This is a genomic window from Rhodoferax sp. (genome assembly GCF_028689295.1).
In the GTDB taxonomy this organism is placed as follows: domain Bacteria; phylum Pseudomonadota; class Gammaproteobacteria; order Burkholderiales; family Burkholderiaceae_C; genus Rhodoferax.
Genome location: NZ_JAQTWL010000009.1, coordinates 58,817 through 83,877, shown reverse-complemented (window position 1 = coordinate 83,877; position 25,061 = coordinate 58,817). Strand labels below are relative to the sequence as shown.

At 58.0% G+C, this 25,061-nt stretch carries 22 protein-coding genes; 2 read left to right on the top strand and 20 right to left on the bottom strand.

Annotation, left to right across the window (positions count from 1 at the left end; all coding sequences use genetic code 11):
• Positions 1-156 precede the first annotated feature (156 nt).
• From PHF15_RS09700 to PHF15_RS09675, 6 genes are all read right to left on the bottom strand, one after another.
• Positions 157-855 carry a transposase gene (locus PHF15_RS09700; RefSeq protein ID WP_300120667.1) on the bottom strand — a complete coding sequence of 233 codons (699 nt, stop codon included), beginning with the start codon at positions 853-855 and terminating at the stop codon, positions 157-159.
• Positions 856-864: 9 nt separating this feature from the next.
• Complete coding sequence (locus tag PHF15_RS09695; protein ID WP_300120665.1) at positions 865-1,764, bottom strand: SAM-dependent methyltransferase; 900 nt, start codon at positions 1,762-1,764, stop codon at positions 865-867.
• On the bottom strand, positions 1,745-2,335 hold the full coding sequence (locus tag PHF15_RS09690) for a DUF1415 domain-containing protein (RefSeq protein ID WP_300120664.1): 591 nt from the start codon (positions 2,333-2,335) through the stop codon (positions 1,745-1,747). Before PHF15_RS09690 ends, PHF15_RS09695 begins: the two co-directional genes overlap by 20 nt.
• Positions 2,336-2,344: 9 nt before the next feature.
• Positions 2,345-3,523 carry a deoxyguanosinetriphosphate triphosphohydrolase gene (locus PHF15_RS09685; protein WP_300120663.1) on the bottom strand — a complete coding sequence of 393 codons (1,179 nt, stop codon included), beginning with the start codon at positions 3,521-3,523 and terminating at the stop codon, positions 2,345-2,347.
• A 16-nt stretch (positions 3,524-3,539) separates the two neighbouring features.
• Positions 3,540-4,649, bottom strand: coding sequence for a 3-dehydroquinate synthase (aroB, locus tag PHF15_RS09680; protein ID WP_300120661.1), 1,110 nt, complete (start codon positions 4,647-4,649; stop codon positions 3,540-3,542).
• A gap of 138 nt (positions 4,650-4,787) precedes the next feature.
• On the bottom strand, positions 4,788-5,300 hold the full coding sequence (locus PHF15_RS09675; protein WP_300120660.1) for a hypothetical protein: 513 nt from the start codon (positions 5,298-5,300) through the stop codon (positions 4,788-4,790).
• On the opposite strand from PHF15_RS09675, the gene PHF15_RS09670 reads away from it, so the two are divergent.
• The gene (locus PHF15_RS09670; RefSeq protein ID WP_300120658.1) at positions 5,293-5,448 is read left to right on the top strand and encodes a hypothetical protein; all 156 of its coding nucleotides are present in this window, start codon (positions 5,293-5,295) and stop codon (positions 5,446-5,448) included. The two genes, PHF15_RS09675 and PHF15_RS09670, sit on opposite strands and share 8 nt — an antisense overlap.
• Here the strand turns inward: PHF15_RS09670 and PHF15_RS09665 are convergent.
• The 13 genes from PHF15_RS09665 to PHF15_RS09605 all read right to left on the bottom strand — a co-directional run bounded on the left by PHF15_RS09665 (position 5,438) and on the right by PHF15_RS09605 (position 22,063).
• Positions 5,438-9,307 carry a PilC/PilY family type IV pilus protein gene (locus PHF15_RS09665; protein ID WP_300120656.1) on the bottom strand — a complete coding sequence of 1,290 codons (3,870 nt, stop codon included), beginning with the start codon at positions 9,305-9,307 and terminating at the stop codon, positions 5,438-5,440. The genes PHF15_RS09670 and PHF15_RS09665 overlap by 11 nt on opposite strands.
• A gap of 860 nt (positions 9,308-10,167) precedes the next feature.
• Complete coding sequence (locus tag PHF15_RS09660; RefSeq protein WP_300120654.1) at positions 10,168-10,800, bottom strand: pilus assembly PilX N-terminal domain-containing protein; 633 nt, start codon at positions 10,798-10,800, stop codon at positions 10,168-10,170.
• Entirely contained in the window at positions 10,797-11,957 is a 1,161-nt protein-coding gene (locus PHF15_RS09655) for a prepilin-type N-terminal cleavage/methylation domain-containing protein (RefSeq protein ID WP_300120652.1), read from the bottom strand. The genes PHF15_RS09660 and PHF15_RS09655 overlap by 4 nt, the downstream gene beginning before the upstream one ends.
• A gap of 18 nt (positions 11,958-11,975) precedes the next feature.
• On the bottom strand, positions 11,976-12,410 hold the full coding sequence (locus PHF15_RS09650) for a prepilin-type N-terminal cleavage/methylation domain-containing protein (protein ID WP_300120650.1): 435 nt from the start codon (positions 12,408-12,410) through the stop codon (positions 11,976-11,978).
• Between the two features lie 14 nt (positions 12,411-12,424).
• Positions 12,425-13,003 (bottom strand): GspH/FimT family pseudopilin, encoded by a 579-nt coding sequence (locus PHF15_RS09645; protein ID WP_300120648.1) that lies wholly within the window; start codon positions 13,001-13,003, stop codon positions 12,425-12,427.
• A gap of 34 nt (positions 13,004-13,037) precedes the next feature.
• Entirely contained in the window at positions 13,038-13,451 is a 414-nt protein-coding gene (locus PHF15_RS09640) for a type IV pilin protein (RefSeq protein ID WP_300120646.1), read from the bottom strand.
• 171 nt (positions 13,452-13,622) lie between these two features.
• The gene (locus tag PHF15_RS09635; RefSeq protein WP_300120645.1) at positions 13,623-14,132 is read right to left on the bottom strand and encodes a shikimate kinase; all 510 of its coding nucleotides are present in this window, start codon (positions 14,130-14,132) and stop codon (positions 13,623-13,625) included.
• Positions 14,129-16,951 (bottom strand): Ig-like domain-containing protein, encoded by a 2,823-nt coding sequence (locus tag PHF15_RS09630; protein WP_300120643.1) that lies wholly within the window; start codon positions 16,949-16,951, stop codon positions 14,129-14,131. Before PHF15_RS09630 ends, PHF15_RS09635 begins: the two co-directional genes overlap by 4 nt.
• 37 nt (positions 16,952-16,988) lie before the next feature.
• Complete coding sequence (locus PHF15_RS09625) at positions 16,989-19,121, bottom strand: type IV pilus secretin PilQ (protein WP_300120641.1); 2,133 nt, start codon at positions 19,119-19,121, stop codon at positions 16,989-16,991.
• On the bottom strand, positions 19,118-19,666 hold the full coding sequence (locus PHF15_RS09620; protein ID WP_366520597.1) for a pilus assembly protein PilP: 549 nt from the start codon (positions 19,664-19,666) through the stop codon (positions 19,118-19,120). The genes PHF15_RS09625 and PHF15_RS09620 overlap by 4 nt, the downstream gene beginning before the upstream one ends.
• Positions 19,663-20,337, bottom strand: a complete 675-nt coding sequence (locus PHF15_RS09615) for a type 4a pilus biogenesis protein PilO (RefSeq protein ID WP_300120639.1) — start codon at positions 20,335-20,337, stop codon at positions 19,663-19,665. Before PHF15_RS09615 ends, PHF15_RS09620 begins: the two co-directional genes overlap by 4 nt.
• An 11-nt stretch (positions 20,338-20,348) precedes the next feature.
• On the bottom strand, positions 20,349-20,987 hold the full coding sequence (locus tag PHF15_RS09610) for a PilN domain-containing protein (protein WP_300120637.1): 639 nt from the start codon (positions 20,985-20,987) through the stop codon (positions 20,349-20,351).
• The gene (locus tag PHF15_RS09605; RefSeq protein WP_300120635.1) at positions 20,984-22,063 is read right to left on the bottom strand and encodes a pilus assembly protein PilM; all 1,080 of its coding nucleotides are present in this window, start codon (positions 22,061-22,063) and stop codon (positions 20,984-20,986) included. The genes PHF15_RS09610 and PHF15_RS09605 overlap by 4 nt, the downstream gene beginning before the upstream one ends.
• Positions 22,064-22,456: 393 nt before the next feature.
• On the opposite strand from PHF15_RS09605, the gene PHF15_RS09600 reads away from it, so the two are divergent.
• Complete coding sequence (locus PHF15_RS09600; RefSeq protein ID WP_300120634.1) at positions 22,457-24,721, top strand: penicillin-binding protein 1A; 2,265 nt, start codon at positions 22,457-22,459, stop codon at positions 24,719-24,721.
• Between the two features lie 9 nt (positions 24,722-24,730).
• Here the strand turns inward: PHF15_RS09600 and cyaY are convergent, their stop codons facing one another.
• Positions 24,731-25,060 (bottom strand): iron donor protein CyaY, encoded by a 330-nt coding sequence (gene cyaY / locus PHF15_RS09595; protein WP_300120633.1) that lies wholly within the window; start codon positions 25,058-25,060, stop codon positions 24,731-24,733.
• Position 25,061 lies beyond the last annotated feature (1 nt).

Here is a 25,061-nt window from a genome sequence, read left to right as displayed (position 1 = left end):
AGATGAAGACTTTACCGCATTGCAGTATCCATGCCAAACAAAATAATTGGGGTCAGATTCCAATTAATTTTTAAAATCAGATTCCATAAATTAATTGGGGACACATTAAAATAAGTAGCAAAACAGCCTTTATCCTTAGCTATTTAAAGACTATTTTTAGGCTGGCTTATTGACAGAAAATGGGCGGCCAGCACCAGTTTTGGCGACGCGTCGCACGGTTCTTTTTTGCAAATCAGCCACAAAATCCGCCTCGCCCAAGGCCCAGCCGCTCAAGGTTGCCTGCGTGATGGCGATTTGCTGCACCGGGTTGAGCCCGCCCTGCACCAATTCGGCGTAGGCAGCTTCGCGTGCAAAAGGTGTGTTGCCGAGCGCCCAATAAAGCGCATGCGGTGTGATCAGCCGGTCGGGGCGCACACCCAGGTAATGCAAATGGCTCGACCACGGGTAGTCCTGCGCTTGCGCCACCAAGCCGGCCCGCACCGGATTGAGGTCGATGTAGGCCATGCAGGCCAGCAGGTAGCGGTCTGTCTGGATCAGGGTCGATTTGTAGCGCCCTTCCCACAAGGTGCCTGTGCGCTTTTGCGTGTCATTGAAATGGCGCACATAGCTGCGCCCCACGGCCTGCATCATTTTGGGCAAGCCGTCTGCCGTCTGCGGCGTGACCAGCAGGTGGAAGTGGTTGCTCATCAGTACATAGGCATGCACGGCCACGTCGAACTTTTTGGCGTTTTCTTCCAGCAGATCGAGCAGCCTGCGGTAATCGGCCGCCGCGGCAAAAATGGCTTGCCGGTTGTTGCCGCGCTGAATCACATGGTGCGGGTAACCCGGCAAGGTAAGTCGAGGAAGACGTGCCATGGTCTGGAATTAATTGGAATCTGACCCCAATTGTTTAAACCGGGTGTCAAGCAGGGACGACAGCCCGAACTCGTCGAGTAGCGCGCGCAGGCGCTCGGCCGCGGCGCGCTTTTTCTGGCCGGTGCGGCGGGCGATGATGAGTTCGTTTTTCAGGCTGTGCTCCCAACCCACCAGTTCGGTCACCGTGACCTGATAGCCGCAGGCCTCCAGATACAGGCAGCGCAGCACGTTGGTGATCTGGCTGCCCATCTCGCGGGTGTGCAAGGGGTGGCGCCACAGCTCGGACAGCGGCGTGCGCGACAGCGACAGCGCCTTGTGCTGGCTCAGCACGCGCGCCACCTCGGCCTGGCAACACGGCACCAGCACCATGAAGCGCGCCTGTTTTTGCAGACCAAAGGCAATCGCGTCGTCGGTGGCGGTGTCGCAGGCGTGCAGCGCCGTGACCATGTCGATGCGCGCCGGCAACTGGTCCGACTGCGCCGACTCGGCCACCGTCAGGTTCAAAAACGACATTCGCGCATAGCCCAGCCGCTGTGCCAGCTCACGCGATTTTTGCACCAGTTCCGGTCGTGTCTCGATGCCATAGATGTGCCCCTGCGCCTGTTGCTTGAAGAACAGGTCGTACACGATGAAGCCCAGGTACGACTTGCCCGCGCCATGGTCGGCCAGGGTGATGCCGGATGGCGGGTCGCCCAGTTCCAGCAGCAGTTTTTCGATGAACTGGTACAGGTGATACACCTGCTTGAGCTTGCGCCGCGAGTCCTGATTGAGCTTGCCATCGCGCGTCAGGATGTGCAGTTCCTTGAGCAGTTCGACGGACTGTCCGGGGCGAATGTCGTCGGCCAGCGTCGGCGGCACCTTGTCAGCCAGCTTGCCGCGCGGCGCGCTTTCAGGTTTTGGGTGTGTCATGGGGCGATGATGCCACGGGCGGCTCGGTGCGATCCACCTTGAGCGCCGCCCAGCCTTCCTGGCCCAGGCGCTCCATGGTTTGCATGTTGACCTCGAAGATCGACTCGGGGTCGGGAAAAGCCGCCACCGCGCGGTCGATACTGTCTTCGCGCAGCAGATGCAGCGTGGGGTAAGGCGAGCGGTTGGTAAAGTTGGTGATGTCGTCCTCAGCCGTGCCGGCAAACTGGTAGCGCGGGTGTAGCGAGGCTATTTGCAGCACACCGTCAAGCGCCAGGTCTTCCAGCGCCCGGTCGGCTTCAGCCAGAAAGTCGTTGAAATCCAGAAAGTCGTGCAGGCACTCAGGCGCGATCAACAGCGTGGTGTCGCGCAGCTTGGCGTCCATGGCAGCAAGGTATTTGAGCTCGCTGATCAGGTCTGGCAGCAAATCTTGTGGCGTGGCGGCATGGCTCACCGCGTAATGCACCTGGCCCTTGACATGCACGCTTTTGGCGAACGGGCACAGGTTCAGGCCGATCACGGCGCGCTCCAGCCAGGCGCGGGTATCGGCAATCACGGTGTCGTCAGGGGTCATGGGAGTCTTTCAGTCGAGCAAGCGCAAGCCGGTCAGGCGCTCGTGTTCGCGCAGCGCAAAACGATCGGTCATGCCGGCAATGTAGTCGGCCACGATGCGCGGCAAGGCATACTCGGGCAGCGGCTCGCTTGCCTGGGCACTTGCCAACCTGCGGTGGTGACTCTCAGGCATGTGGTCGGGCTGCGTCAGGTAGCGGTCGAACAGGTCGCGCACCACCTGCTGCGCCTGGCCGATGGTTTGCAACACCCGTGGGTGGCGGTACAGCTTTTGCAGCAAAAAGCTCTTCAGCGTTTGCGACTTGTCGCGCATGGGCGCGCTGAACCGGATCAGGGGCGGCAACTGTCGCACCGCGTCGGCATCCGCTGGCGCCGCCGTCTGCAGGGCCCCTCGCGTGGCGCTGATCACGTCATAAACCTGCGCGCTCAACATGCGGCGAATCGACTCGTAGAGCAGCCGCCGGCCCTGCCCCTTGTCCTGCAACTGCGGAAACTCAACCAGCGTCTGCCGCCTGAAGTCATCGAACAGCGCCACTTCCTGCAACTGCTCCAGCGTGATCAGGCCCGAGCGCACGCCGTCGTCGATGTCGTGCGCGTTGTAGGAAATTTCGTCGGCCAGGTTGCACAGCTGGGCCTCCAGGCTGGGCTGGTTGCGCGCCAGAAAACGCTGGCCCACGCCGTTCGGCTCGGTGCGTTCAAGCTGTTCGGCGTGGTGGCGCGAGCAGTGCTTGAGGATGCCCTCGCGCGTCTCGAACGTCAGGTTCAGTCCATCAAACTCGGGGTAGCGCTCCTCCAGACGGTCCACCACGCGCAAGCTTTGCAGGTTGTGCTCGAAGCCGCCAAAGTCGGCCATGCAGGCGTTGAGCGTGTCCTGCCCGGCGTGGCCGAACGGCGTGTGTCCCAGGTCGTGCGCCAGCGCAATGGCTTCGACCAGGTCTTCGTTGAGCCCGAGCGTGCGCGCCACCGAGCGGCCAAGCTGCGCCACCTCGAGCGAGTGCGTGAGCCGGGTGCGAAACAGGTCGCCTTCGTGGTTCAAAAACACCTGAGTTTTATAGACCAATCGCCTGAACGCCGTGCTGTGCACGATGCGGTCGCGGTCGCGCTGGTAGTCGGTGCGGGTGGGCGCCGGTGGCTGCGGGTAACGCCGCCCACGCGACTTTGCCGCGTCGCAGGCGTAAGGAGCCAGGGTCATGCTTGACTTTTGACTGTCAGCCAGCGCAGCAGGCGTCGATCACCTGGCGCACCATGGCATCGGGCGCGCTGCGCACCGCCGCCCGGCCCGGCTGCGCGATCACGACAAACTTGATTTCACCGGCCTCGCTCTTTTTGTCCAGCCGCATCAGCTCCAGGTAACGCCCGGCGTTGTCAGCTGCGGCCAGCAGCGGCGCCTTGACGGGCAGGCCGGCCTGTTGAATCAGGGTTTTGAGGCGGTTGACAAAAAATGCATCGACCAGCCCCAAACGCTGCGACAAATGCGCCGCCATCACCATGCCGCAGCCCACCGCCTCGCCGTGCAGCCATTCGCCATAACCCAGGCCGGCCTCGATGGCGTGGCCAAAGGTGTGGCCAAAATTGAGAATGGCGCGCAGGCCCGACTCGCGCTCGTCCTGCCCCACCACGTCGGCCTTGATCTCGCAACTGCGCTTGACAATGTGCGCCAGCGCGGCGGGTTCGCGCGCCAGCGCGGCGGGCATGTTGGACTCCAGCCAGGCCAGAAAGTCCATATCGGCAATGGGACCGTATTTGATGACCTCTGCCAGGCCGGCGCTGAGCTCGCGCGCGGGCAGAGTCTTGAGCGTGTCAAGGTCGCAAATCACCTTGAGCGGCTGGTAAAACGCGCCGATCATGTTCTTGCCCAGCGGGTGGTTGATGGCGGTTTTGCCGCCCACCGACGAGTCCACCTGCGCCAGCAAGGTGGTGGGCACCTGCACAAAGGGCACGCCGCGCATGTAGCTGGCCGCGGCAAAGCCGGTCATGTCGCCGACCACGCCGCCGCCCAGCGCAAACAGCATGGTTTTGCGGTCGCAGCCATGGCCCAGCAGGGCGTCAAAGATCAGATTGAGACTTTCCCAGGTTTTGTACGCCTCGCCATCGGGCAACACCACGGTGTGCACCTGCGGGTACTTGCCGGCCAAGGCGCGTTGCAGGCGCTCGGCATACAAGGGACCCACGATGGTGTTGGTCACAATCAGCGCGCTGTGCGCCGCCGGCAACTCGGCGTAGCTCAAGGGGTTGTCGAACAGCGAGCCGCGGATGGCGATGTGGTAGCTGCGCTCGGCCAGGTCGATGCTGACAGTTTGGAGGTCGGAGGTGTTCATAGGGGTAGATTGGCGATGTTACCAATGTGTCGGCTTGCTGGCAGGTTTCTTTTTGGTGGGTAATTTTTGGGGATCGCTTTTTCAGTATGGAGCAAGCCAAAAGCCTCATCGCTCGCCTCCATCGCGCCGTGCCAGGCGTCATTTCGCGAGCCAGATCAGCCCAGCGTCGGACGCCACCGTCACCCGCCAGCGTATTTTGGAGGGAACTGGGTGGCCTCTAAGGTATCCCGGTTTAAAGCGTGCCTGCTTTAGCTGGTCAGTGATGTGGACCAAGGCGACCGGCGATAGCGAGCTGAATTCGGTATGCACCACCACCACCTTTCCCTGGGTCGAAATATAAAGCGACACATCAGCATGACCAGCCTGAAGTTCATCAGCGCTCAAGCCATTCGTATCAAGCGCCAGGGGTTTGGTGAGGACAGGAAAGCGGTTAAGTTCGGATTTTTCATAAAAATGGACAGCGGAAACATCCACAGCCGCGTGGCCAACATCAGGTATGTTTTCTGAATCGAGGCCACCACCGCCAGCGCCCGAAGCCTGGGTGTCGGCCGTCGTGCCCGTCATTGCCGGTGGCATCTCCTTCTTTTCCGGCAAGTTTTCAAGCGGCTTGGCCGTCTGCTGCGCAGAACCTGAATCCAACTTGATGAACAAGACGCGCGTCAAGGGCGGGTTGCCAACGACAGGCGCCTCGCCCAAAGGCCACAGCAACAGCAGCAAATGGGCGGCAACCGACAATCCCGCCGCTGCCAGCTGCGGATACCTGCTGGTTGGCAAGACCGTCGATGCGCTCAATCGTTGAGCTCGCTCCAATTGATCCGCCGTAAGTCGCCGCCCCCACCTCCAGGCTGCATGATGGGCACCGGCGGCAGTTTGGTGCCTTCTGCGGTGGTGATCTTTAACACCACAACACCCGACGGCAGGCCGATCGGACTGAAGCCCACCACGATCGAATCGCTTATCTGGAAGCCTATCTCGGTGTCGGCCTGGTGATCCGGGGACAAACCATTGCAGTATGAAAACTGGTACAGAAAACCCTTGCCGCCAGTGCCGCATGCCGCAGATCCATCAGAGGTCGGTTTGTTGCTGACGACCACCAGATTGCTGTTGATCAGCACCGGGTCGAGATTGACGCGCTCGCCGCTGTTGCGATCCAGGTCAACGTACCAGCCATTGTTGTCTGTCACGACACTGCCGGCATCACTGATGGTGTAGCGCCCGCTGGCTGTTGTCGTTAGCACTCGCTGCGACAAGGTGCCTGAAGTGCGTAGCGCACCCAAAGCCGCTGCGTGGTCATGGATACCCCACACCGTCTGCAGTTGCGTCGTCTCCACGTCCGATACGCCAAGATACTTTCCGGTGCCCACAAAAATCATCTTTTGCCCCTCGCATTTGCCGGTCTCCGGACGCGTCGTGATGGGTTGGCGCGTGCCTGACGCATCCGTCAGCACGCTCAAGGTGATGACGGTGTTGGTGGCCAAGTCAAACCGGAACACATTGCCGAAAAGGTCGCCGCCATATACCTGCAGCGAGGTGCTGTCGGTATCCGGTGCCTCTGCATAATCGGCAATTTTTGCCAGTCCGTCTGGCGCGATCGTCGAGCCTGTGCCATTGCTGATCTTATTGAGAACCTCACCATTCGAAGCATCCAGCACATAAAGATAACCCACACCGCTGCCAGGCGAGACATTGTTGTACCCGGATGTCACCAACACCACCCACTTCCCGTCGCTTGGGCGTTTTGTGATGATCGGCTCGGCAAACGAATAACCCATGTCTGCATCATTGCGGTAAGGGCATAGTGCGGCGTCGCTGCAAATTTCCCACATGGGAACGGGTGCATCAGGGTCGGTGATGTCCAAAGCAAAATAACCACGACCGCCCTTGTTCAGGCCGCCCACCAGGATTGTTTTCCAGGCACCATCCACAAATACATCTCCGACCGACGGACTGCCGTCCACGTAAAACTGGTGATTGGTACCGTAAGTCGTGCTGGCAAGCTTGTGCAGGTTCGGCATCACCATTCGCGGCACATAAGCCCAGCGTTCATTGCCGTCGGACACATCGAACGCATGCAACATGCCGTCGTTGCCCCCCACATAGATCATCGCCTCGCGCGCCGCGTTGTCAAGCTTGAAAGTTCCATAACCAGCATCGCTGAACTCGCGTTTGGGCTTGGCAACATAGGCGGGTTTGGAGCCTGCCAGATCGCCCAGAATATGGTCCCTGGAACGGAAAATCTGCACCGACGAGTCGGCTGTCACCGCAAACGCCTCCAGTGCCTGCTGCCCGCGCAAGTAGTCCACCATCAGCTCGCCGTTGTTGGCGAGTGTTTTTTGGCTGGCCGACAGGGAGACGCATTGGCCAAGCACACCCGTGCCGGCACACATGTCAGCAAACCAGCTTCTCTCAGCCGTGGTCAGTTCGCTCCAGCGCCACTCCCGGTAAGCGGGTGTGCCACTTGCCGTGGTGGTAAATATTGTCCGGCCATCAGCTGTTCCGGTCAGGGTGCCATCGGCAGCGACGGTGCCAGAACCGGCCTTGGTCTGCAATTGCGTTTGCGCCGACCAGATCACCGCCGAGTTGGTCGAGCCGTCAATGATGTTGATGTGCTGCGCCACCAGTTCGCCATCCCATTTCACCGTGCGGAAGGTTGCACTGAATTCGAAGTTGTCTTCTTGCGTGATGTTGGGCGTTGACGTGGCCGAGGCAGAGGCCGCGCCGGTTCTGATCTGCAGTGCGTTGAGCGCCCCGCTCAGCCCTGCTGCCAGAGAACTGGGATCCTGCGCACTGAAGTACTTGCCGTGGCCAGACGCAGCAGCATGCCACAGGTCGTCAACGGCGGTGTCTGTGAGATTTTGCGGCACCGGCCAGTTGCAGGTGCCTGTGACCCATTCGCAGCCGGTGTCGCCGGTGCGCACCCGGTAGAAGTCCCCCGAGGTCGCGGTTTCATAATCCGGCCGGTAGGTCATCCGGCCGTCCACCCCCAAACCGAGCGTGAACGTGGTCATGTGCTGGGCCGGATTGGGGTCCGATGGCGTCACGGGCACGTTGTCGATCAGGTCGTCACGAATGTCGTTCATGTAGTAGTGCGCCGCCACATCGGACAAGGTATTTGTGGCACCGGTATCCCCGTCGTAGCAGCCGTTGGCACGGGTGCAAAACTGGCTGGCAACGTTGACGTTGTCCACGTTGCCCATGCCGCTGTAGCTTTCGTTCCAGTAGCCGTCGGTCGTGAGAATGGTGTAGTTGCGCTGACAGGAGAATTCAATGGGGCTGTTGGTATCGGCCAAGGTCCCGGTGAAATAACTGCCCATCCGGTTCAGTGCCCCGCGCAAGGGCGTGGCAGAATTGCCCGAGGCAGCAAATAGCTTGGTGTACCAATTGCTTTTATGCGTTGGTGTCAGGTCGCGCGTCGGCAGCCAGTTGGTTTTCCCCACGTCCAGATCATTGAATGTGGTGTTGTTGATCGTGTTGAAGCCCAGCCGGTAACCATCGGCAATGGGCAAAAAAGCATGGCTGGCGGCAGATTTCATGGTCTGGTTGCGCGTTCGGTAATAGGCATACCAGTTCGAAAAATTGGTCATTTCCTCGTCATACGTGCAAACCCCGGGTGATGTGACGCAATCGGCTCTGACCGCTGCCTTTGGATAATTGGCAGTGGCTGGAACAATATTGGTGCGCACAAAGGCCGATATCACACTGGAACCGGCCACAAACGGATAAGTGCTGGTCGGCACCGTTGGCGTGGCATAACCACCTTGCATCCGCTTGGTGTTATCAACGGTTGAGACCGCGACATCGGTGTTGTTACCGGTGTCTGTAATGAGCACTTCATAACCATTGGGTGTGCCGCCAGCCGAACGCGGTGCCCTGATAAAGAAATCATCGTCACCACTGCAGGACGTCGAGGTGTCGCTAACACTGGTGCCTGAATAGGCGGCATAGCCGGTGCTGGCCGTCAATGTGTTGATCTTTTGGCACAGGACGCGTCCGGCAGCTTGGCGGTTGTTTTTGCTGTTCGATCCGAAGTTGGATGACAGCGGACCGCTCAGGATTTCCGTGTAGGGCCCGCCCACCGGCCCCACCCGGATGCTGCTCACATTGCCGCTGCCGGTACCGGAGTTATTCACCTTCAGCCTGGCCCATGACGAGAGCAGTCCGACCGAGGTATTGGCCGTCACGGCAATCGGAAAGCCGGCTCTGCTGGCATCGGCCACCGGCACAGTGCCGTCGTAGGCCACCACCATCACGGTATTTTCTGCCACCGTGCCCAAACCAAAGGTGCTGAACGGGGCGCGTCTGCAACCCAGGCCAGACGTTGAATTGCCGGCACACGCCCGGTATTCAGGCGTCGAATTCTGGTCATTGATGGCTTGGGCGATGCTCTGCGCCATATTGTTCTGCGGGGTCGAACTAGTTCCCTGGTAGGACGGCAGGTAAGTTCCTATCGCCGAAACACCATTGATCAATATCTGGCTGATCTCAAAGTTGTAGGCTTGGCACGCATCCCTGCTGTCGCCACTGGCGGTTGGGCACCAATTGTGGTCAACCACAATCTTGCCATATGAAACGCTCGAGTCGCCCGAAGGTGTAAATCGCGGATAGACAAATGTGCCACCGCGTTTGCTGCGACAGGCGGCCGCGGCCGGGCTTGCCATATTGGCATTGGCTGCGCTGGTACACCAGCGAACCCTTGATTCATAAGGATATCCGGTTGGCGCCGAAGCGCCCGGCGTCACCGCAATGCAGTTGGTCAGCGCCGCGTCCTGGCAGTATTCCCAAGGCAGGATCGTGTAGTAGTAAGGTGCGCCGAGTTTATATTTGATGTTATCCGAACCATCGAGCCCAACCGAATATCCACCTGTGGAATCACTGGTGAAACCATCGGCATAGGTAAACCCCGGATCATTATTTTTACAAAGATCGGTATTATTGACGCTATCGCCACTACTGGTACAGTAAACACGATCAGGATAATTTTGAACAATATTGAAATAATTAGTCGTTACCCCTAATTGGGTTTTATTCTGTTTGTTGAATCCATCTGTTCGCACCGATGTCCAGGCGCTGGTATTGGCCCGATTCTGGCTGGAGAATGTCAAGCTGCCCTGTGCCGCGCTGCCATCGTAACCCACGGGCGGTTGGTAATAAACGCCAGGGTTGTAATACTGTTTATTGAACTGGGCGCTCATGTAAGGTGGATCGCCAAGTTCACCCGTGTATTTCGGCGCCAAGGATGTGCTGGCGTCGTCAACATGGTCAGGCACATAATCCCATTGCATGCTACCGGAATCATCCAGAACAAACATGATGTTGGGTTTGATGAGTGTGGTGCTCGATATATTCGCAAGCGGTATATCAGTCAAATCCGTCAAATCTGCCAGCGCAGGACTGATCACCAGGATGCCTGATAAAAACAGGACAGATTTGATATTCCAGAAAATACGCAAGTCAACCATTGACGATAGCTTCATGGCGTCACCCAGCTTTCTTTAAAATAAATCATCGTTCCATTTTTTCAAACAGGAATAATGACAGTGGCCTGAACAAATGACCTTGTTCCTCGCGGGGACCGCACGCGCACCGTGATGCGATAAGCCACATTGACGACGGCCGAGCCAATCAGTTCACGATTGCTGCGATGGCTGCTGGTTTCCGCTGATCCCGCAGCGGACCCCGCCGCTCTTGAGCATCTTTGGAGCGGAGTCGAAGACTCGTCGGGTGCACTGTCCGGACGAATGCACAGCCGGTGGATGAGGTAATCCACGGTGTTGCCCGCACTGTCGGTGGGCAAGGCCACCGGCGTGCAGGCCGCCGTCCAGTTTTGCTCGGGAATCCAGTCGCTGCGATTGTCGTTGTCTCCGAGGTCCTGTGAATGCAGCGATGAGCAATAACCGCGCGCTGCATTGGTGTTGCGCAAAGCAGCAGACGTTTGCGATGCCAGCCAGGTGGAGGCGGCCGCGATACCCTGGTCAGCCGCCAGGGTGGCCGAATGTTTGAAGGCCATGTTGCCCGACACCAATACCGCGGTGTCGATGGTCCTGATCATGCCGGCTGCGCCAATCATCAGCACCATCAGCATGATGAGCGCAACGGGTAGCGCAACCCCGCGCTGCACGCCAAGGGTGGACAGTTTGCTCTCGGTTTTCATTGCGGCACGCTCCAGAGGACATTTCTGACCGGCACGATGGTCTCGACCACCTGGTAGCGATAACAGCGCGCATCGGTGATGCCGCCAAGGCTGAAACTGCCCCAAGGTGGCAGTGGCAACGGCACAACGTTTCGCCTGACATCACCCCATGTCAGTTCCTCCGGTGACGTTGTGCAGTTGCCATCTCTATCACGACCTTCAAGTTGCGGATTGCGGATCACCAAGGCCAGCCTGACGGCTGTCAGTCGCAACCAGCCGCTGGCATCGTTGGTGATGGTGAGGCAGCCCGCGCCCCCAATGGTTTCACACCAGGCCGTCGTTCCGTCTGCATTCCGAAAACCATATTGCGCCTGGAGGGTCATTGCATTGCCGAACAAGGTCGCGGTGCTGTTGGTCAACAGCTCCGCGCGTTGAAAATTACCATTCGCAACCGTGTACTGATGGATGGTGAAGGCGCTGCCAAGATCGCTCACCATGGCGGCACCGGTAAAAGCGATTGGCACCCCGGCAGCGGTCACCACACCTGCCGGATTGTTGTAGCTTGTGACGCCGGTTCCTGCCTGGTGTTCTAGTTCCTGCGGGTTACCCGCAGAAAGGTCGGCAGAAAGTTGCCGAACGGCGCAGGGACCACCCGCCGTTTCAGTGAGCAGAATCAGGTCACGGATCTGGAATCCAAAATTGCTGTCGGTCACAAAATTGCCGGTGTCGCCGGCATGGCTGCTGAAAAGCCCGGTTTCGGCAAAAAAGCGACTGTTGCCTGCGGCCACCGTCAAGGTGTCCGACGCGGTGCCGGCGCCCTGGGTGATGTAAACCGGAAACAGCCCGGGTAGCGCCACGTTGGCCGCATTGAGCGTCAGCGTGGTGTTATTCGACTCGCGGTACACCGTCAGAGCACAGCCGATGGCGTTTGCGGAATTGATGCCGTGCCCGGCCGACATCAGGCCATTGCGCATCAATTGCAGCGCCACATTGGCGGCATCCACAGTGTCGCCCGCACCCACCGTGGTGCGTTTCTGGCGCTCGAACTCAACCGCGACCTGCGTCAGCGCCAGCACGGTCACCAGACCAATGACCAGCGAAATCATCAGCTCGATCAGGCTGTAGCCCTTTTGGCCCTTTTGTCGCTTGTCAGACCAGGGGGAGTGTTTTGGGTTCATGGCGCGCGCCTGGACAGTTTATTGTTTGGTGACCGTCGTCACCACCTGGTAGTTGCTGACGCGGCCCTCGGGCGGCTGCCAGCGGACGGTCAGCGTCACCACCCCGGCACTGGCGGCCAGCGTTGGCGGGTTTGCAGTGGCACCCGGCAACCGATTCACCTCTTCCAGCCAATCGGCTGGCAACAAGGTGTTGTCCGCGACATAGGCCGGCAGCACATTGTCAGCGCCAGTTTCAAGCCACAACCGGGCCAGCAGCGCGTCGGCCAAGGCAGTGGCCTCGGTGCGGTAGCGGGTGTCACTGACGAGGCCAATGCTGCCACCTTGCAAACCGACCAGCCCCAGAATGCCAAAACTGACCAGCAGGATGGCCACCAGCACTTCAATCATCCCGACACCGCGCTGGCCATGCCGCCGGCGCGGCGACAGTACATCAATGGATTTCCGTTGGATCATCAGGCACTTTCTGATCATGAAGTGGGGCACTCACGGGTATCCCCCGTTGTCACGTGGGGATCACACAGCCGGGCACGGCCAACAGGCGGTGCAACGAGGCGTAAATCACGACTGTCATCTGCGGCAAGTGAACTGGAGTCGATACGCAACGCGACAAACTGTTCAACAGCGTCCATGCAATCCTGAGCCTGTGAGCCGTTGGGGCCATACACATAAACCTGCGCTGTGGTGGCGGCGGTGGCCGGAACGTCTGAAAAGGTAGTGACCACGACGGCGGTGCTGCTCGAAGTTGTTGCCCTGGTTTGCAGCACATCTCCGTCAAACACACATGTGTTATCGGCAGAGCGCCGGACGGTCCAGTTGCCGGTGCTGCTGTCAAGACTGAACCGGATTTTTTCGTTTCTGCGCACCGCCTCGGACCGGGCGAACTGCAAGCCGCTGGTAACCGACTCGGCGACAGAACGAATGCGCGAGTTGCCCATGGTTTCGACAAAGGAAGGCATGGCGATGGCCATCAAAATCCCCAGCACTGCCATGGCCACGACCAGCTCGATCATGGTGAAACCATTTTGGGGTCTGGAAAGTGCGGTCATGAATTGGCCTTGTGTCGTGCCGGCAAAAGTGGCATCAGCAGCCCGATTTGCGCATCACCCAGCAGGTGGCGGGGGTGGCCCAGCCAGAAGGCGCGCCCGTTGTGGCCTGGACGTTGGCTTGATCGACCGTCATGACAAAACCGCTGGTAACGCCTGACCCGGTGGCGGTGATCGTGTAGGCGGTTGTTGTCAGGCCAGTACAAGTGAACGTAAAAGGAATATTGGGGTTCGCCGCGGGACAGGGCATGCCCACATATGTTCGGTTGTCCTGAAAAAACTGCTCTGCGCGCACTCGCCCGGTGGCAAGACCATTGTGCGCATCCACGAGACGTCCGCGAATCACATACTCGTTGTAGGACGGCAGGGCAACTGCGGCAAGAATGCCGACAACGGCCACCGTGATCATTAACTCGATGAGGGTAAAGCCGCCATTTTTATGGAATCTCATGTCATTTCACCTGTATTGCCAACACTGAAATAAGCTTGCCATTCTGCAAAATAATGCATTGCCGCAATGATTCTCGCTGCCGCCCCAGCGCCATCGGCTAAATTTAATCGACGCATCGGCGATGAGGAACGATTGAATGACAAAAGGTCGAATTTGGCGGATGAGCGGTGCCTAAACCGCCAACTCCAACTGCATCAGGATCATGTTGACCAGGGCCGCCACCGAAGGGCGGCCGGTTTCGACCTGAATGTGCGCGGTTTCACGGTATAACAAGTCGCGCTGGGCGTGGAGGTCGCGCAGGCGCTGCAGCGGGTCGGCCACTTGCAGCAGCGGGCGATGTTTGTCGTGGCGCAAACGGCGAAACAATTCGTCGGGCGACGAATTGAGGTAAATCACTTTGCTGCGGTCGTGCAAATGGTGCCGGTTTTCGGGCCGCAACACGACACCGCCACCGGTGGACAACACGCCCTCGGGGCTTTGGGTGAGTTCGTCGATCACCGCGGCTTCGAGATCGCGAAAGCGGTCTTCACCCTCGCGCTCGAAATACTCGCGAATCGAGCAACCCAGCCGCTGCTCGATCACATGGTCGGAGTCGAAGAAGGGAAGTTGCAGCCGCCGGGCGAGTTGCCGCCCGACGGTGGATTTGCCTGAGCCGGGCAGGCCGATAAGGGAAACGATCAATTCGGATTGGTGCAGAGCGTTGCTATACCAAACGGACTGGTCACATTTGCGGGCGTCGCTGGACTCGTCGCATCAGAAAACAACATCTCAAGATCATAGGTGACCGTTCTGGACGACTCTGTGCCCCCCACCAGCGCCCGCGCGCTGACTTGCGTGGTCAACCACAAAGCGTAGTTCTTGCCGTAACGCATCTTGAACGTGGCGTAGCCATTGGCATCAGTGGTCAGGTTGGACGGGGAGAGCACCACCGGCAGGCCCGGATCAAGAATACCGTTGCCGTTGATGTCCTCGCCGCCGCCCAGAATACCGTTGCGATCGATATCTTCGTTGGCACAGGTGGTTGGCGTACCAAAATATGTCCAAGGTGTCGTAGCACTACCAGGGCCCACCAAATAGCCCTTCCTGTAGGTCGGAGGGTAGGCAGAAATCGTCACCGAGCGGCTGGCCGCCGCCACGCCGTTGGCATCGGTGACATAGACCGAGAAGTTCTTTTCGTAGGTAGCGGCATCGAGCACCGTCAAGGTACTGCCAACGCCTATGGAGATAAAGAGCGCGTCGCCATTGACCGTCAGCGTTGCATCGGCAAAGATGCCTGGCGCGGATTGCACCGTGGCACGCAGCAGCACGCCGTTCGCCGCAGTGGACAAGGCGCCGGGGATAAACTGGACCGAGGTCATCCCATTGGCATCTGTTGTGCCAGAACCCGGCACGATGGAGCCGTTGCTGCCGTCCTGAATGGCGGTGAAATTGACCACCTGCCCTGACACCGGGTTACCGGTCGCATCCCGCACCGTGGCTGACAGGGTGCTTTGGCTCGCGGTGCTCCCCACCGGATTGGGTACCAAGGCATTCGGATTGGCCTGCAACACGATGCTGGCCGGTATGGTGGCGATGAACGCCGCCGTGACACTGCTGCGTGCCGTGCCAAGCTGCGCCGACAGCGTGACCGGCCCGGCAGTCGTGGACGAGACGAAAGTGGACGCATTGCCGTTGATATCAGTGATCACCGTTGACGACGTCAATACGCCGCGGGTCGTGCTGAAGGTCACTGTCTGACCTGCCACACCAACGCCGCCAACCCGGTACCGAACGGTTACCACGTTTGGCGTGTTCACCACCAAATTGGCCGCAGTCAGGGGCGCAGTAAAGGAAAAATCTTCATTGCTGACGGCAACACTAGCGGTCGCTGAAGCGCCCAGGCCGGTCACCGTTAAAGTGTCTGTGCCGGGCACGAGCGGAGTGAGGTTGAAAGATGCCGCACCGGCCAGATCGGTGGTCAGCACCGAGGGCGACACGGTGTTACCGGTTGCCGACGTCACCGTCAGCGAGGCCCCGGCTATCGGGTTGCCACCGGAATCGACGGCTTTGGCGGTGTAGGCCACCGGCGGCGCGCCGATCAGGGTTGATCCGGGTCCGGAAATGGATACCGCCGTGCCCACCACCGGAATGTTGATCGACTTGGTCACAGCACCCGCTGTTGCCGTGACCGTGATGATTCTGTTGGAAAGATCAGCGCCCGGCGACAAACTGATGGTGGAGATGGTGCCGTTCGCATCGGTCATGGGTGACGGATTGGCGCCCGTCAAGGTGCCTGAATTCGCCGTGAAAGTGACGATCTGGTTGGGAACGGCGGTGTTGACAGCATCTTTCACCGTGACCACAAATGTGACCTTGGAGCCCACGGCTGACGGCAACGAATTGCTTGAAGGAAGTATTTCAATGAAGGCAGGACCGCCAGTGCCTATGTTGGTGCCGTCAACAGTGACCACAATCTGCAACTTGGCGCCAGTGGCATCGGCAATCTGCAATATGGCTGAACCCGCCATCAACGCGGTAATGGTGAGCGAGGAACCACTGATACTGCCGGTAACCACCCTGGCATCCGAGCTGGAAAAATAATACGGCTGCGCCCCACCGCTGACCAGGTAACTGAGCGAACTTCCTGTACCCATAAACAGAGCGCTTGGCGCTGAGGTGAACAGCTCGCCCGGCGAGCTTGGTGCAACAGTCAATGCAACCGACAGGGTTGACCCCGCTGCATCACGAATCGTGATCGTGGTCGAGCCAAAATCGGCAGCGTAAATGACCATGCTGTTGCCGGTTAATGAAACCGTCGCAATCCGGCGGTCGCTTGATTCAACCGCGTAGCCTGGCACGCCACCGCCCACGGAATAGGTGCTCTGGGTACCTTTGGCGACGGTCAGACTGGCTGGCGCTGAAGTAAACAAACCCAGTGGGCTGTCACCGCCCACGGTCACAGTCAAGGTGACCAGACTGTTGGCTTTATCACGAATCAAAACACTGGCAGAACCAGCCGCCACACCGCGAATACTCATGGTGGAGCCCGAGAGCGTTACCGCCACAATCCGCGTGTCGGAAGACTCCGCAATGTAGCCAGGAACTCCCCCGCCAACGGTGAAGAGGCGCTGGGTGTCTTTGGCAATCGTGAAACTGGACGGCGCAGTTGTGTACAGCGCATAAAGATTTTCTACCGAGACAGCCAGCACGGTCGATTGCCCGCTGGCGTCACTGACCACAATGCTGGCTGAGCCACTTGCAATGCCGCTGATCGTCAGGCTGGCATTGCTCACACTGGCTGCTGAAACCTGTTCATTGCTACTTGAGACCTGGTAGGGTGCCTTGCCACCTGAAATCATGTATTGATGCACCGCGCCCACCGCCACCGTGAGGCTGGCGGGTGCTGTCGTGATCAATGGCGTGCTGACGCCAGACGGCAAGCCCGGCGACCCGCCGCCACCGCCACAAGCCGCCAAAGTCAATGTCAGCCAAAGCACCGCTAAATATTTAATGAACTTCATACAATTATTGCCTTAACGATTATTAGGATGCATACCACTACCGTACTGCCTTTTCGGTAATGATCCGCGGCGTAACAAATACAAGAAGTTCCCGTTTGGTCTGTGTTCTGGAATTATTTTTGAACAAATTACCGACTCCCGGCAAATCCCCAAACCAGGGTACCTTGGCCGAATCGTTGGACTCGACAATTTCAAAAATTCCGCCAATCACGACAGTCCCGCCATTGTCAACCAGCACTTGGGTCACAATATTTTTATTGTTGATAGCGGGGCCGGCATTGGTATCCACGCCCCGCGAATCTTTGCTGACATCCAGGTCCATGATGATGGTTCCCTCAGGGGTGATCCGCGGCGTGACTTGGAGCTTGAGAGAGGCATCCTTGAATTCAGTGGTACAGGTGGAGCTCGAGCCACCGGAACAGTTGAGGTAGGGAATTTGTTCACCCTGTTTGATGGTCGCCTGCTTGCCATCCGCGGTCACTACACGCGGGCTCGACACGACCCGGCCTTTGCTGTCGGCCTCCAGCGCAGAAATCTCCAGATTCAGGAATCGATTGGCGACCGCATTGAAAATGGAGACGGCAAAGGTTGCCGGGGTCTGGCCCAGAGCACCGACAGCGGGCAAATTAACAAAATTGCCTGACAAGTTAGCACTGCCGCCGGCACCGCTTGAGGCAACCGCATCACTGTAACTGGTACCGATTGCCGCCCGATTGTTTCCAGATATCCGGTAACCACCGTCACCGCCCTGCTGTGCCCTGAGGTCGGTGGCGCCGAACTTGACACCCAGGGATTTGCCAAAATCTTCCGTTGCCTCAACGATGCGCGCCTCGATCATGACCTGGCGCACCGAAACATCGAGCTTTTGCAGAAGCAGAAGCACCTGCTCGAGCCGGGACGGCACATCGGTCACAAAAAGAAGATTGGTACGGGGATCAGCGGTGGCGTTGCCGCGCGCGCTGAGTGCGCGTCCGGCGCTTTTATCGCCGCCACCGGCGCCGGTCAATTGTCTGGCAATGTCTTCGGCCTTGGCATAACTCATCTGAAAGGTTTCGGTCCGCAGCGGTTCCAGGACGAGTGTCGCGGCTTTGGATTCGAGCTCCAGTTTCTCCTTGGCAATGATTTCTTCCTTGGGCGCAATCCAGATGACGTTGTCGTGTTTGCGCATGCCCAAACCCTTGGCCTGCAAAATGATGTCCAGCGCCTGGTCCCATGGGACATCCTGGAGTCGCAAGGTAACGCCGCCGGTGACTGAGTCGGAAGTCACAATATTGAAATTGGTGAAGTCGGCAATCACCTGCAGCAGTGAACGCACTTCGATATTCTGGAAATTGAGGGACAACTTTTGACCGCTGTATCCCGGACCCTGTGTCAGCTTGGTGGGATCTACCTTGACGGGCTTGACCTCCAGCACAAACTGCTCATCGGTCTGGTAGGCACTGTGCACCCACACGCCCGTTGGCTCGATTTCCATGCGCACCCGGTCGCCCGTCTGGGTGGCGGTGATGGTTTTGATGGGGGTGCCGAAGTCATTCACATCAAGGCGTCTGCGCAGGCCTTCGGGCAGGCTGGTCTTCATGAATTCGACCACCAGCAACTGGCCCTGCTGGCGCACGTCCACGCCGACCTGGCTGTTGGGTAAGGTCACCACGACACGGCCCGAGCCTTCATCGCCGCGCCTGAAATCAAGGTCGCGCAGGGGCTGCACATCGCGGCTCTGGTTTTCGGCAAACTTCTGGGCTGTCGGCGCCGGGCTTGACTCTGCCAGGGCACCCAGCAGCACCAGCAGCGACTTGCCTTGCCATTGGGTTTTGTAGGTGGTGGCTTGCTTGAGGTTCAGCACCACACGGGTGCGGTTGCCAGCCTGCACCACGCTGACCGTGCGCAGGTTGCCTTGGTTGACCTCGACTGTGGAGCGCCCGATGGCGCTGGTCACGTTGGGAAAATCGAGCGCAATTCGAGCCGGCGATTGGATGGTAAAGCCGGTAGGCGGCGTGGTGAGCGTATCACTGAGGTCGATCTTGACCACTTCGACGCCACTTTGCACCGTGCCGGAAACCGACTCGATGGCCACCTGGGCCTGCGCCAGGGCTGACGTCAGCAGCAAACTCAAGCCGAGTGCCAACTGTTGCCACCAGCGACCTGTCCAACCAATATGGCGATTTTTCATTTTGACCTCTCTTGCAACAGCAAACTGGCTGTGCGCTCTATCCACTCACCCACGGCATCCTGCACGATTTCGCGCAAGATGACTTCGTTTTCGACAATTTTGACTACTTTGCCGTAGTTTTGCCCCAAATGGTCGCCCAGCTTGACCTGATACAGGAGTGGGCCGACTTTCACCAGGCCCACCGGCTTCTTGTCCTGCACCATGCTGCCCACCAGGGTCATGGTGTCTAGCGGGAATTCTTCCAGCGGCTCTTTGCGTCGCGCCAGCTCCGGCGCAATCAAGGCACTCGTGGCACCAGCCTGGCTGGCTTCTTTGCTCAGCACCATGATGAGCTTCTGTTTGCTGAACGGATCAATCTCTGTAAACAGTTGATAACTTTCCGGCTTGAACGGTTTGGGCGCCGAGACCGGTTTGATATTGGGTTGCGTTTGGGCCTTTTGCTCTGCCATCCACCGGCTCAACTCGTCACGCGAGGAAGAGCCACAAGCAGTCAAAAGCCCGATAACCCCAAATAGAACAGCAGTTTTAAACAGCTTCATGATCATTTAGCCAGCTTGGGTTTGGCAGTGGCTTTGCGCTGGGCATTGATCTCATTGATGTCGAGATAGCGGAAGGTCTTGGCGGTCACGTTCATGGTCAGTGTGCCCTCCTTGGCCGATGCGATGACCAGATTGTTGAGCGTGACAATGCGCGACAAATTGGCAATATCCGAGGCGAAAGCACCCATATCGTGATAGCGCCCGGTGACGCGCAGCGCAATGGGAAGCTCGGCATAGTAGTCATTGATCACCACCTGACCTGGCCGAAACAGTTCGAACTGCAGACTACGGCCCAATCCCGACTGGTTGATGTCAGACAGCAAGGCGTCCATTTCAGCCTTGCTGGGCAATTGCTTCTCGAGCTGGGTCACGTACTGAAGTACCTGCTCCCGCTGCTTTTTCAGCGCTTCAAGGTTGACAGCCTTGGCCAGCTTGACTTTGTATTCGTCGCGCAACTTGAGTTCCGATGCTTGCGCCTGGACAAGTTCTTCTTTGACATCAGCCAGCCAGGCAAACCATAACGCCACCAGGCAGGCGGCCGCCAGGGCAACAAACACGGCGAAGCGGGGCACCAAGGGCCAGCTGGACGGGTCTCTGCTGTCCAGATTGCGAAACTGCCCGGCAAAGGCGTCAAGCTGTCCCTTGAAATCGACATCGATGTTGAGATTCTTGGCCATCGTGCCCACCTTTACCGCGCCACCGCATCAGATGCGGGCATTGAAGATTTTTGAGCAGGCAACTGGCTGGCGGGCGTCTTGGGCGCCTCGCTGGCGCGCCTCAGCTTGACTCTGATCTGGAAGTTGGAAACACGACGCACGTCGCGCGCGGACAGACTGGCGGTACCTGCCACGATTTCCACCAACTCGGGGCTGGCAAGCCACGTGGAATTGTTGGCAAGGTTACGCAACAATTCCGACACCCGCTCATTGGACTGTGCAACGCCCAGCAAGACCACATTTTGGCCATTTTGTTGCAAGGAGTTGATGTAAACCCCCTCGGGCAGTTGTTTCACAAGCTCCGTCAAAAGATGCACGGGCGTGTTGCGGTCAGCCTGCAAATTTTCGACGGCCTGCTGGCGTGCCAGCAAGGCTGCAATTTCAGCCTCCAGGCCAGCAATGTCCTTGATCTGTGCGTCAAACTTGGTGATCTCGGTTTGCAGCATCTGGTTTTTATCCTGCTGATTGGAGATTTGCGCCTCGAACCATGCAAAAACCAGGACAGCCAGAAAGATCCCCAACAAAACAGACAAACCCAAAGCCAGCGTGAACTGTTCTTTTCTGTGTTTTCGGGCAATTTCCCGATGCGGAAGCAGGTTAATCAAAATCACTGCAAAAACCTCCGCAAAGCCAAGCCACAAGCCGTCAGGTAGGAAGAGGCCTCATGCGCCAATCTTTTCTTCCCGACGCCCTCTGCAACGCGCATTCCCTGGAACGGATTGGCAATCATGCACGGGAAGCCGGATTGTTTGGTCACCATGGCCGTCAAGCCAGCCAAACTGGCCGAACCGCCTGCCAACATCACCAGATCCACCTTGTTGTGCGTGGTGCTGGTAAAAAAGAATTGAAGCGCACGGCTGATTTCCTGCACCAGACTCTCTAGAAAAGGTTTCAGAACAGCTGCTTCATAATCCGGCGGCAACTCGCCCCTGCATTTTTTGATTTCGGCTTCTTCATACGAAAAACCATACTGCAACACAATCAATTGCGTCAATTGGGAGCCGCCAAAGGCCTGTTCGCGGTCATATAGCACCTCGTCATTGCGCATCACCTGCATGCTTGTGGTCAGGGACCCGACTTCGAACAAGGCCACCACGCTGTCAGCAGAATGTTCAGGCATGTTGGCAATCAAACGGCTGGCAGCAAGTCGGGAGGCATACGACTTGACATCCACAATCACGGGCTTGAGCCCGGTGGCTTCAGCCATGCCCTGCAGGTCCTGCACTTTTTCGCGCCTCGAAGCGGCGATCAACACCTCGATATCACCTTTGGAGCTTGCACTGGGACCCAAAATGCAAAAGTCAAGACTGACTTCGTCCAGTGGGAAGGGGATGTACTGATTGGCTTCGGACTCGACCTGCATCTCCAGTTCCTGGTCGGTCATGCCGCCCGGCAGAACGATTTTTTTGGTGATGACCGACGAAGGTGGCAAAGCCATGACAACATTTTTGGTTTTGATCCCACTGATTTTGATCAGGCGACGCACGGCTTCGGCAACGGCATCAAAGTTTTCAATGTTGCCGTCTTTGATCCATCCGCCCTCAAGAGGCACAACGGCGCAGGCTTCCACCACCAGATTGCCTTCCTTGTCCTGGCCCAACTCCACGAGCTTGACGCTGGAATTGCCGATATCCAAGCCCAGCAATGGTGCAAGTCGTTGGCTAAACAATGATCTCAAAGAAATCAACACAATTCCCCAAACAAGAAAGAAAAATCAATTCAACACTTAAGAAGTCACATGAATGCTATCAGCAAGATTGTTGTGGCGTAAAGAAATTCCGCTTTTATACAAAACTCGATGTTGTCAAATATAGACGCCAAACCAGAAAAAAAAGCGCATCTCGTGGAAAATCACAAGACACGGAAGCAAATCTTGCTTCGGCTCCCTTGGCGGGATGCTAACCTCAGCAAGGCAACTATCCTGATTTTTATTGCGACCAAGTTTCATTGACCATTTTTTATGACCGTTCACTCATCTTCCGCAGAGTCGAAATCAGCATCCGCCAAATCCGGGCGATCAGCCCAGCATTGGGCGATCAGACTGGTTTTATGGGCTGGCGGACTGGTGTTGGCCGGGATCATGACCCTGGTGCTGTTGGTGGGCATCGCCATGGCAGTGGCTTTTCCAAATCTGCCTGACATTTCGGATTTGTCAGACTATCGACCCAAGTTGCCCATGCGCATTTTTTCTGCAGAGGGCACACTGATCGGTGAGTTTGGTGAAGAGCGCCGCCAGCTCACGCCCATCCGGGACATCCCGAAAGTGATGAAGGATGCCGTTCTGGCCATTGAAGATGCCCGGTTTTATGAACACGGTGGCGTGGACTACAAAGGCATTTTGCGGGCCGCGCTGGCCAATCTGGGGCGCATCAAAAGCCAGGGCGCATCGACCATCACCATGCAGGTGGCGCGCAACGTGTACCTGACATCCGAGAAAACCTACACCCGGAAAATTTATGAGATATTGTTGACCTTCAAGCTGGAACATTTGCTCACAAAGGACCAGATTCTTGAAATCTACATGAACCAGATTTTTCTGGGCAACCGGGCCTATGGCTTTGCTGCAGCCGCTGAGGCCTATTTTGGCAAATCGCTGCAAGACATCACAGTCTCCGAGGCAGCCATGCTGGCCGGCTTGCCCAAAGCCCCTTCCGCCTACAACCCGATCAACAATCCCAAGCGCGCCAGGTCGCGCCAGCTTTACATCATTGAACGAATGCTGGAAAACGGCTTTATCACCGCCGAACAGGCTGATGCAGCCAAGCGCGAGCCGCTGAAAGTGAAGTCCAATTCTGACAACACCGGGGTGCATGCTGAATACGCCGCCGAAACGGCCAGGCAATTGATGTTTGCCCAGTACGGCGAGGACACCTACACCCGGGGCCTGAACGTGTACACCACGCTCAGCACGACGCAGCAGGACACTGCCTACAAAGCCTTGCGACGCGGCATCATGAACTATGAGCGGCGCCAGGTTTATCGCGGACCAGAACTATTTGCCAGTCTGCCTTCTGATCAACAGGCCATGGATGACGTGATTGACGAAGTGCTGCAAGAGCATCCAGACAATGGCGACGTGATGGCGGCCGTGGTGCTGGCTGCCTCGACCAAGAAAATCCAGGCTATCCGGCAAAACGGCGAAATCATCGAGATCACCGGGGAGGGACTCAAACCAGCCCAGTCAGGCTTGTCCGACAAGGCTGCCGCCAACATCAGGATTCGCCGGGGCGCGGTGATCCGTGTGGTGCAAACGCCGAAGAAAGCCTGGGAAATCACCCAGTTGCCGGAAGTGGAAGGCGCCTTTGTGGCGCTGGACCCGCGCAACGGCGCGATCAAGGCGTTGGTCGGCGGTTTTGATTTTGAAAAAAACAAGTTCAACCATGTCACCCAGGCTTGGCGTCAACCGGGTTCGAGTTTCAAGCCGTTCATTTACTCGGCCGCGCTGGAGTCCGGTGTGACGCCCGCCACCATCGTCAACGACGGCCCCATGTTTTTTGATGCCGGCGTGACCGGCGGCCAGCCATGGGAGCCGAAAAACTACGACGGCAAATTTGAAGGGCCCATGACCATGCGACGCGGCCTGGCCAAGTCCAAAAACATGGTTTCGATCCGCATTTTGCAAACGGTGGGCGCCCAGAACGCGCAGGACTGGGTGACGCGCTTTGGCTTCGATGCCGACAAACACCCTGCTTACCTGACCATGGCGCTCGGCGCCGGCTCGGTCACCCCCATGCAAATGGCCAGCGCTTACTCGGTGTTTGCCAATGGCGGCTACCGTGTCAACCCCTGGCTGATCAGCCGGGTGACCGATCAAAGAGGCAAAGTGCTCACGCAGACGCCAACGCCCGCCTTGGACGAGTCGATGCGCACCATCGCCGCTCGCAATGCGTTCATCATGGGAAGTTTGTTGCAGGAAGTCACCCGCTCAGGGACGGCAGCTTCAGCTCAAGCCACGCTCAAACGTCCTGACTTGTATGGCAAGACGGGCACCACCAATGATTCGATGGATGCCTGGTTTGCCGGCTACCAACCGACGCTGACAGCCATCACCTGGATTGGTTACGACACGCCCAGAAAACTTGGCTCGCGCGAAACTGGCGGCGGATTGAGCCTGCCCGTTTGGATCGAATTCATGGCTCAGGCCTTAAAGAATGTCCCGGTGATGGAATATTCAGTACCTGCGGGCGTGAACAACCTGGGCGGCGAATGGTTTTACGAAGAATATGCCGGCAATGCCGGCATCACCAATTTGGGCTTGAATGACGGGTCCGACCCGGGCAAACCCCTGATCATCCCCTTGCCAGCGGCTGATGAAAAAAACAAGATTCTGGATTTGTTCAGATAAGCCCCGGCATCAGGGGGCAAACGTCAGCGCCTGGCAGGCCTGCTCGCTTGCATAGCGGGACAGAGATGCAAAAAACTCGCCCTGGCCTTTGGTGTCCATCCATTGTTTGCCATCGAAATAGTAATGAAAACCGCCGCATCGGGCAGCCAGCCAGATTTCGTGCAAAGGCTTTTGCTGGTTGATGACGATCTGGCTGCGATTGGCAAACGCCAAGGTGATCATGCCGCCGGTGCGCTGGTTGTCGATGTCAGCGGAGGTTTCATCATTGATGCGGTCGCAACTGGCCTCGACGGCCTTGAGCACCAGTTCCGCGCGATCCATGAATTCTGAGTCAGTCATT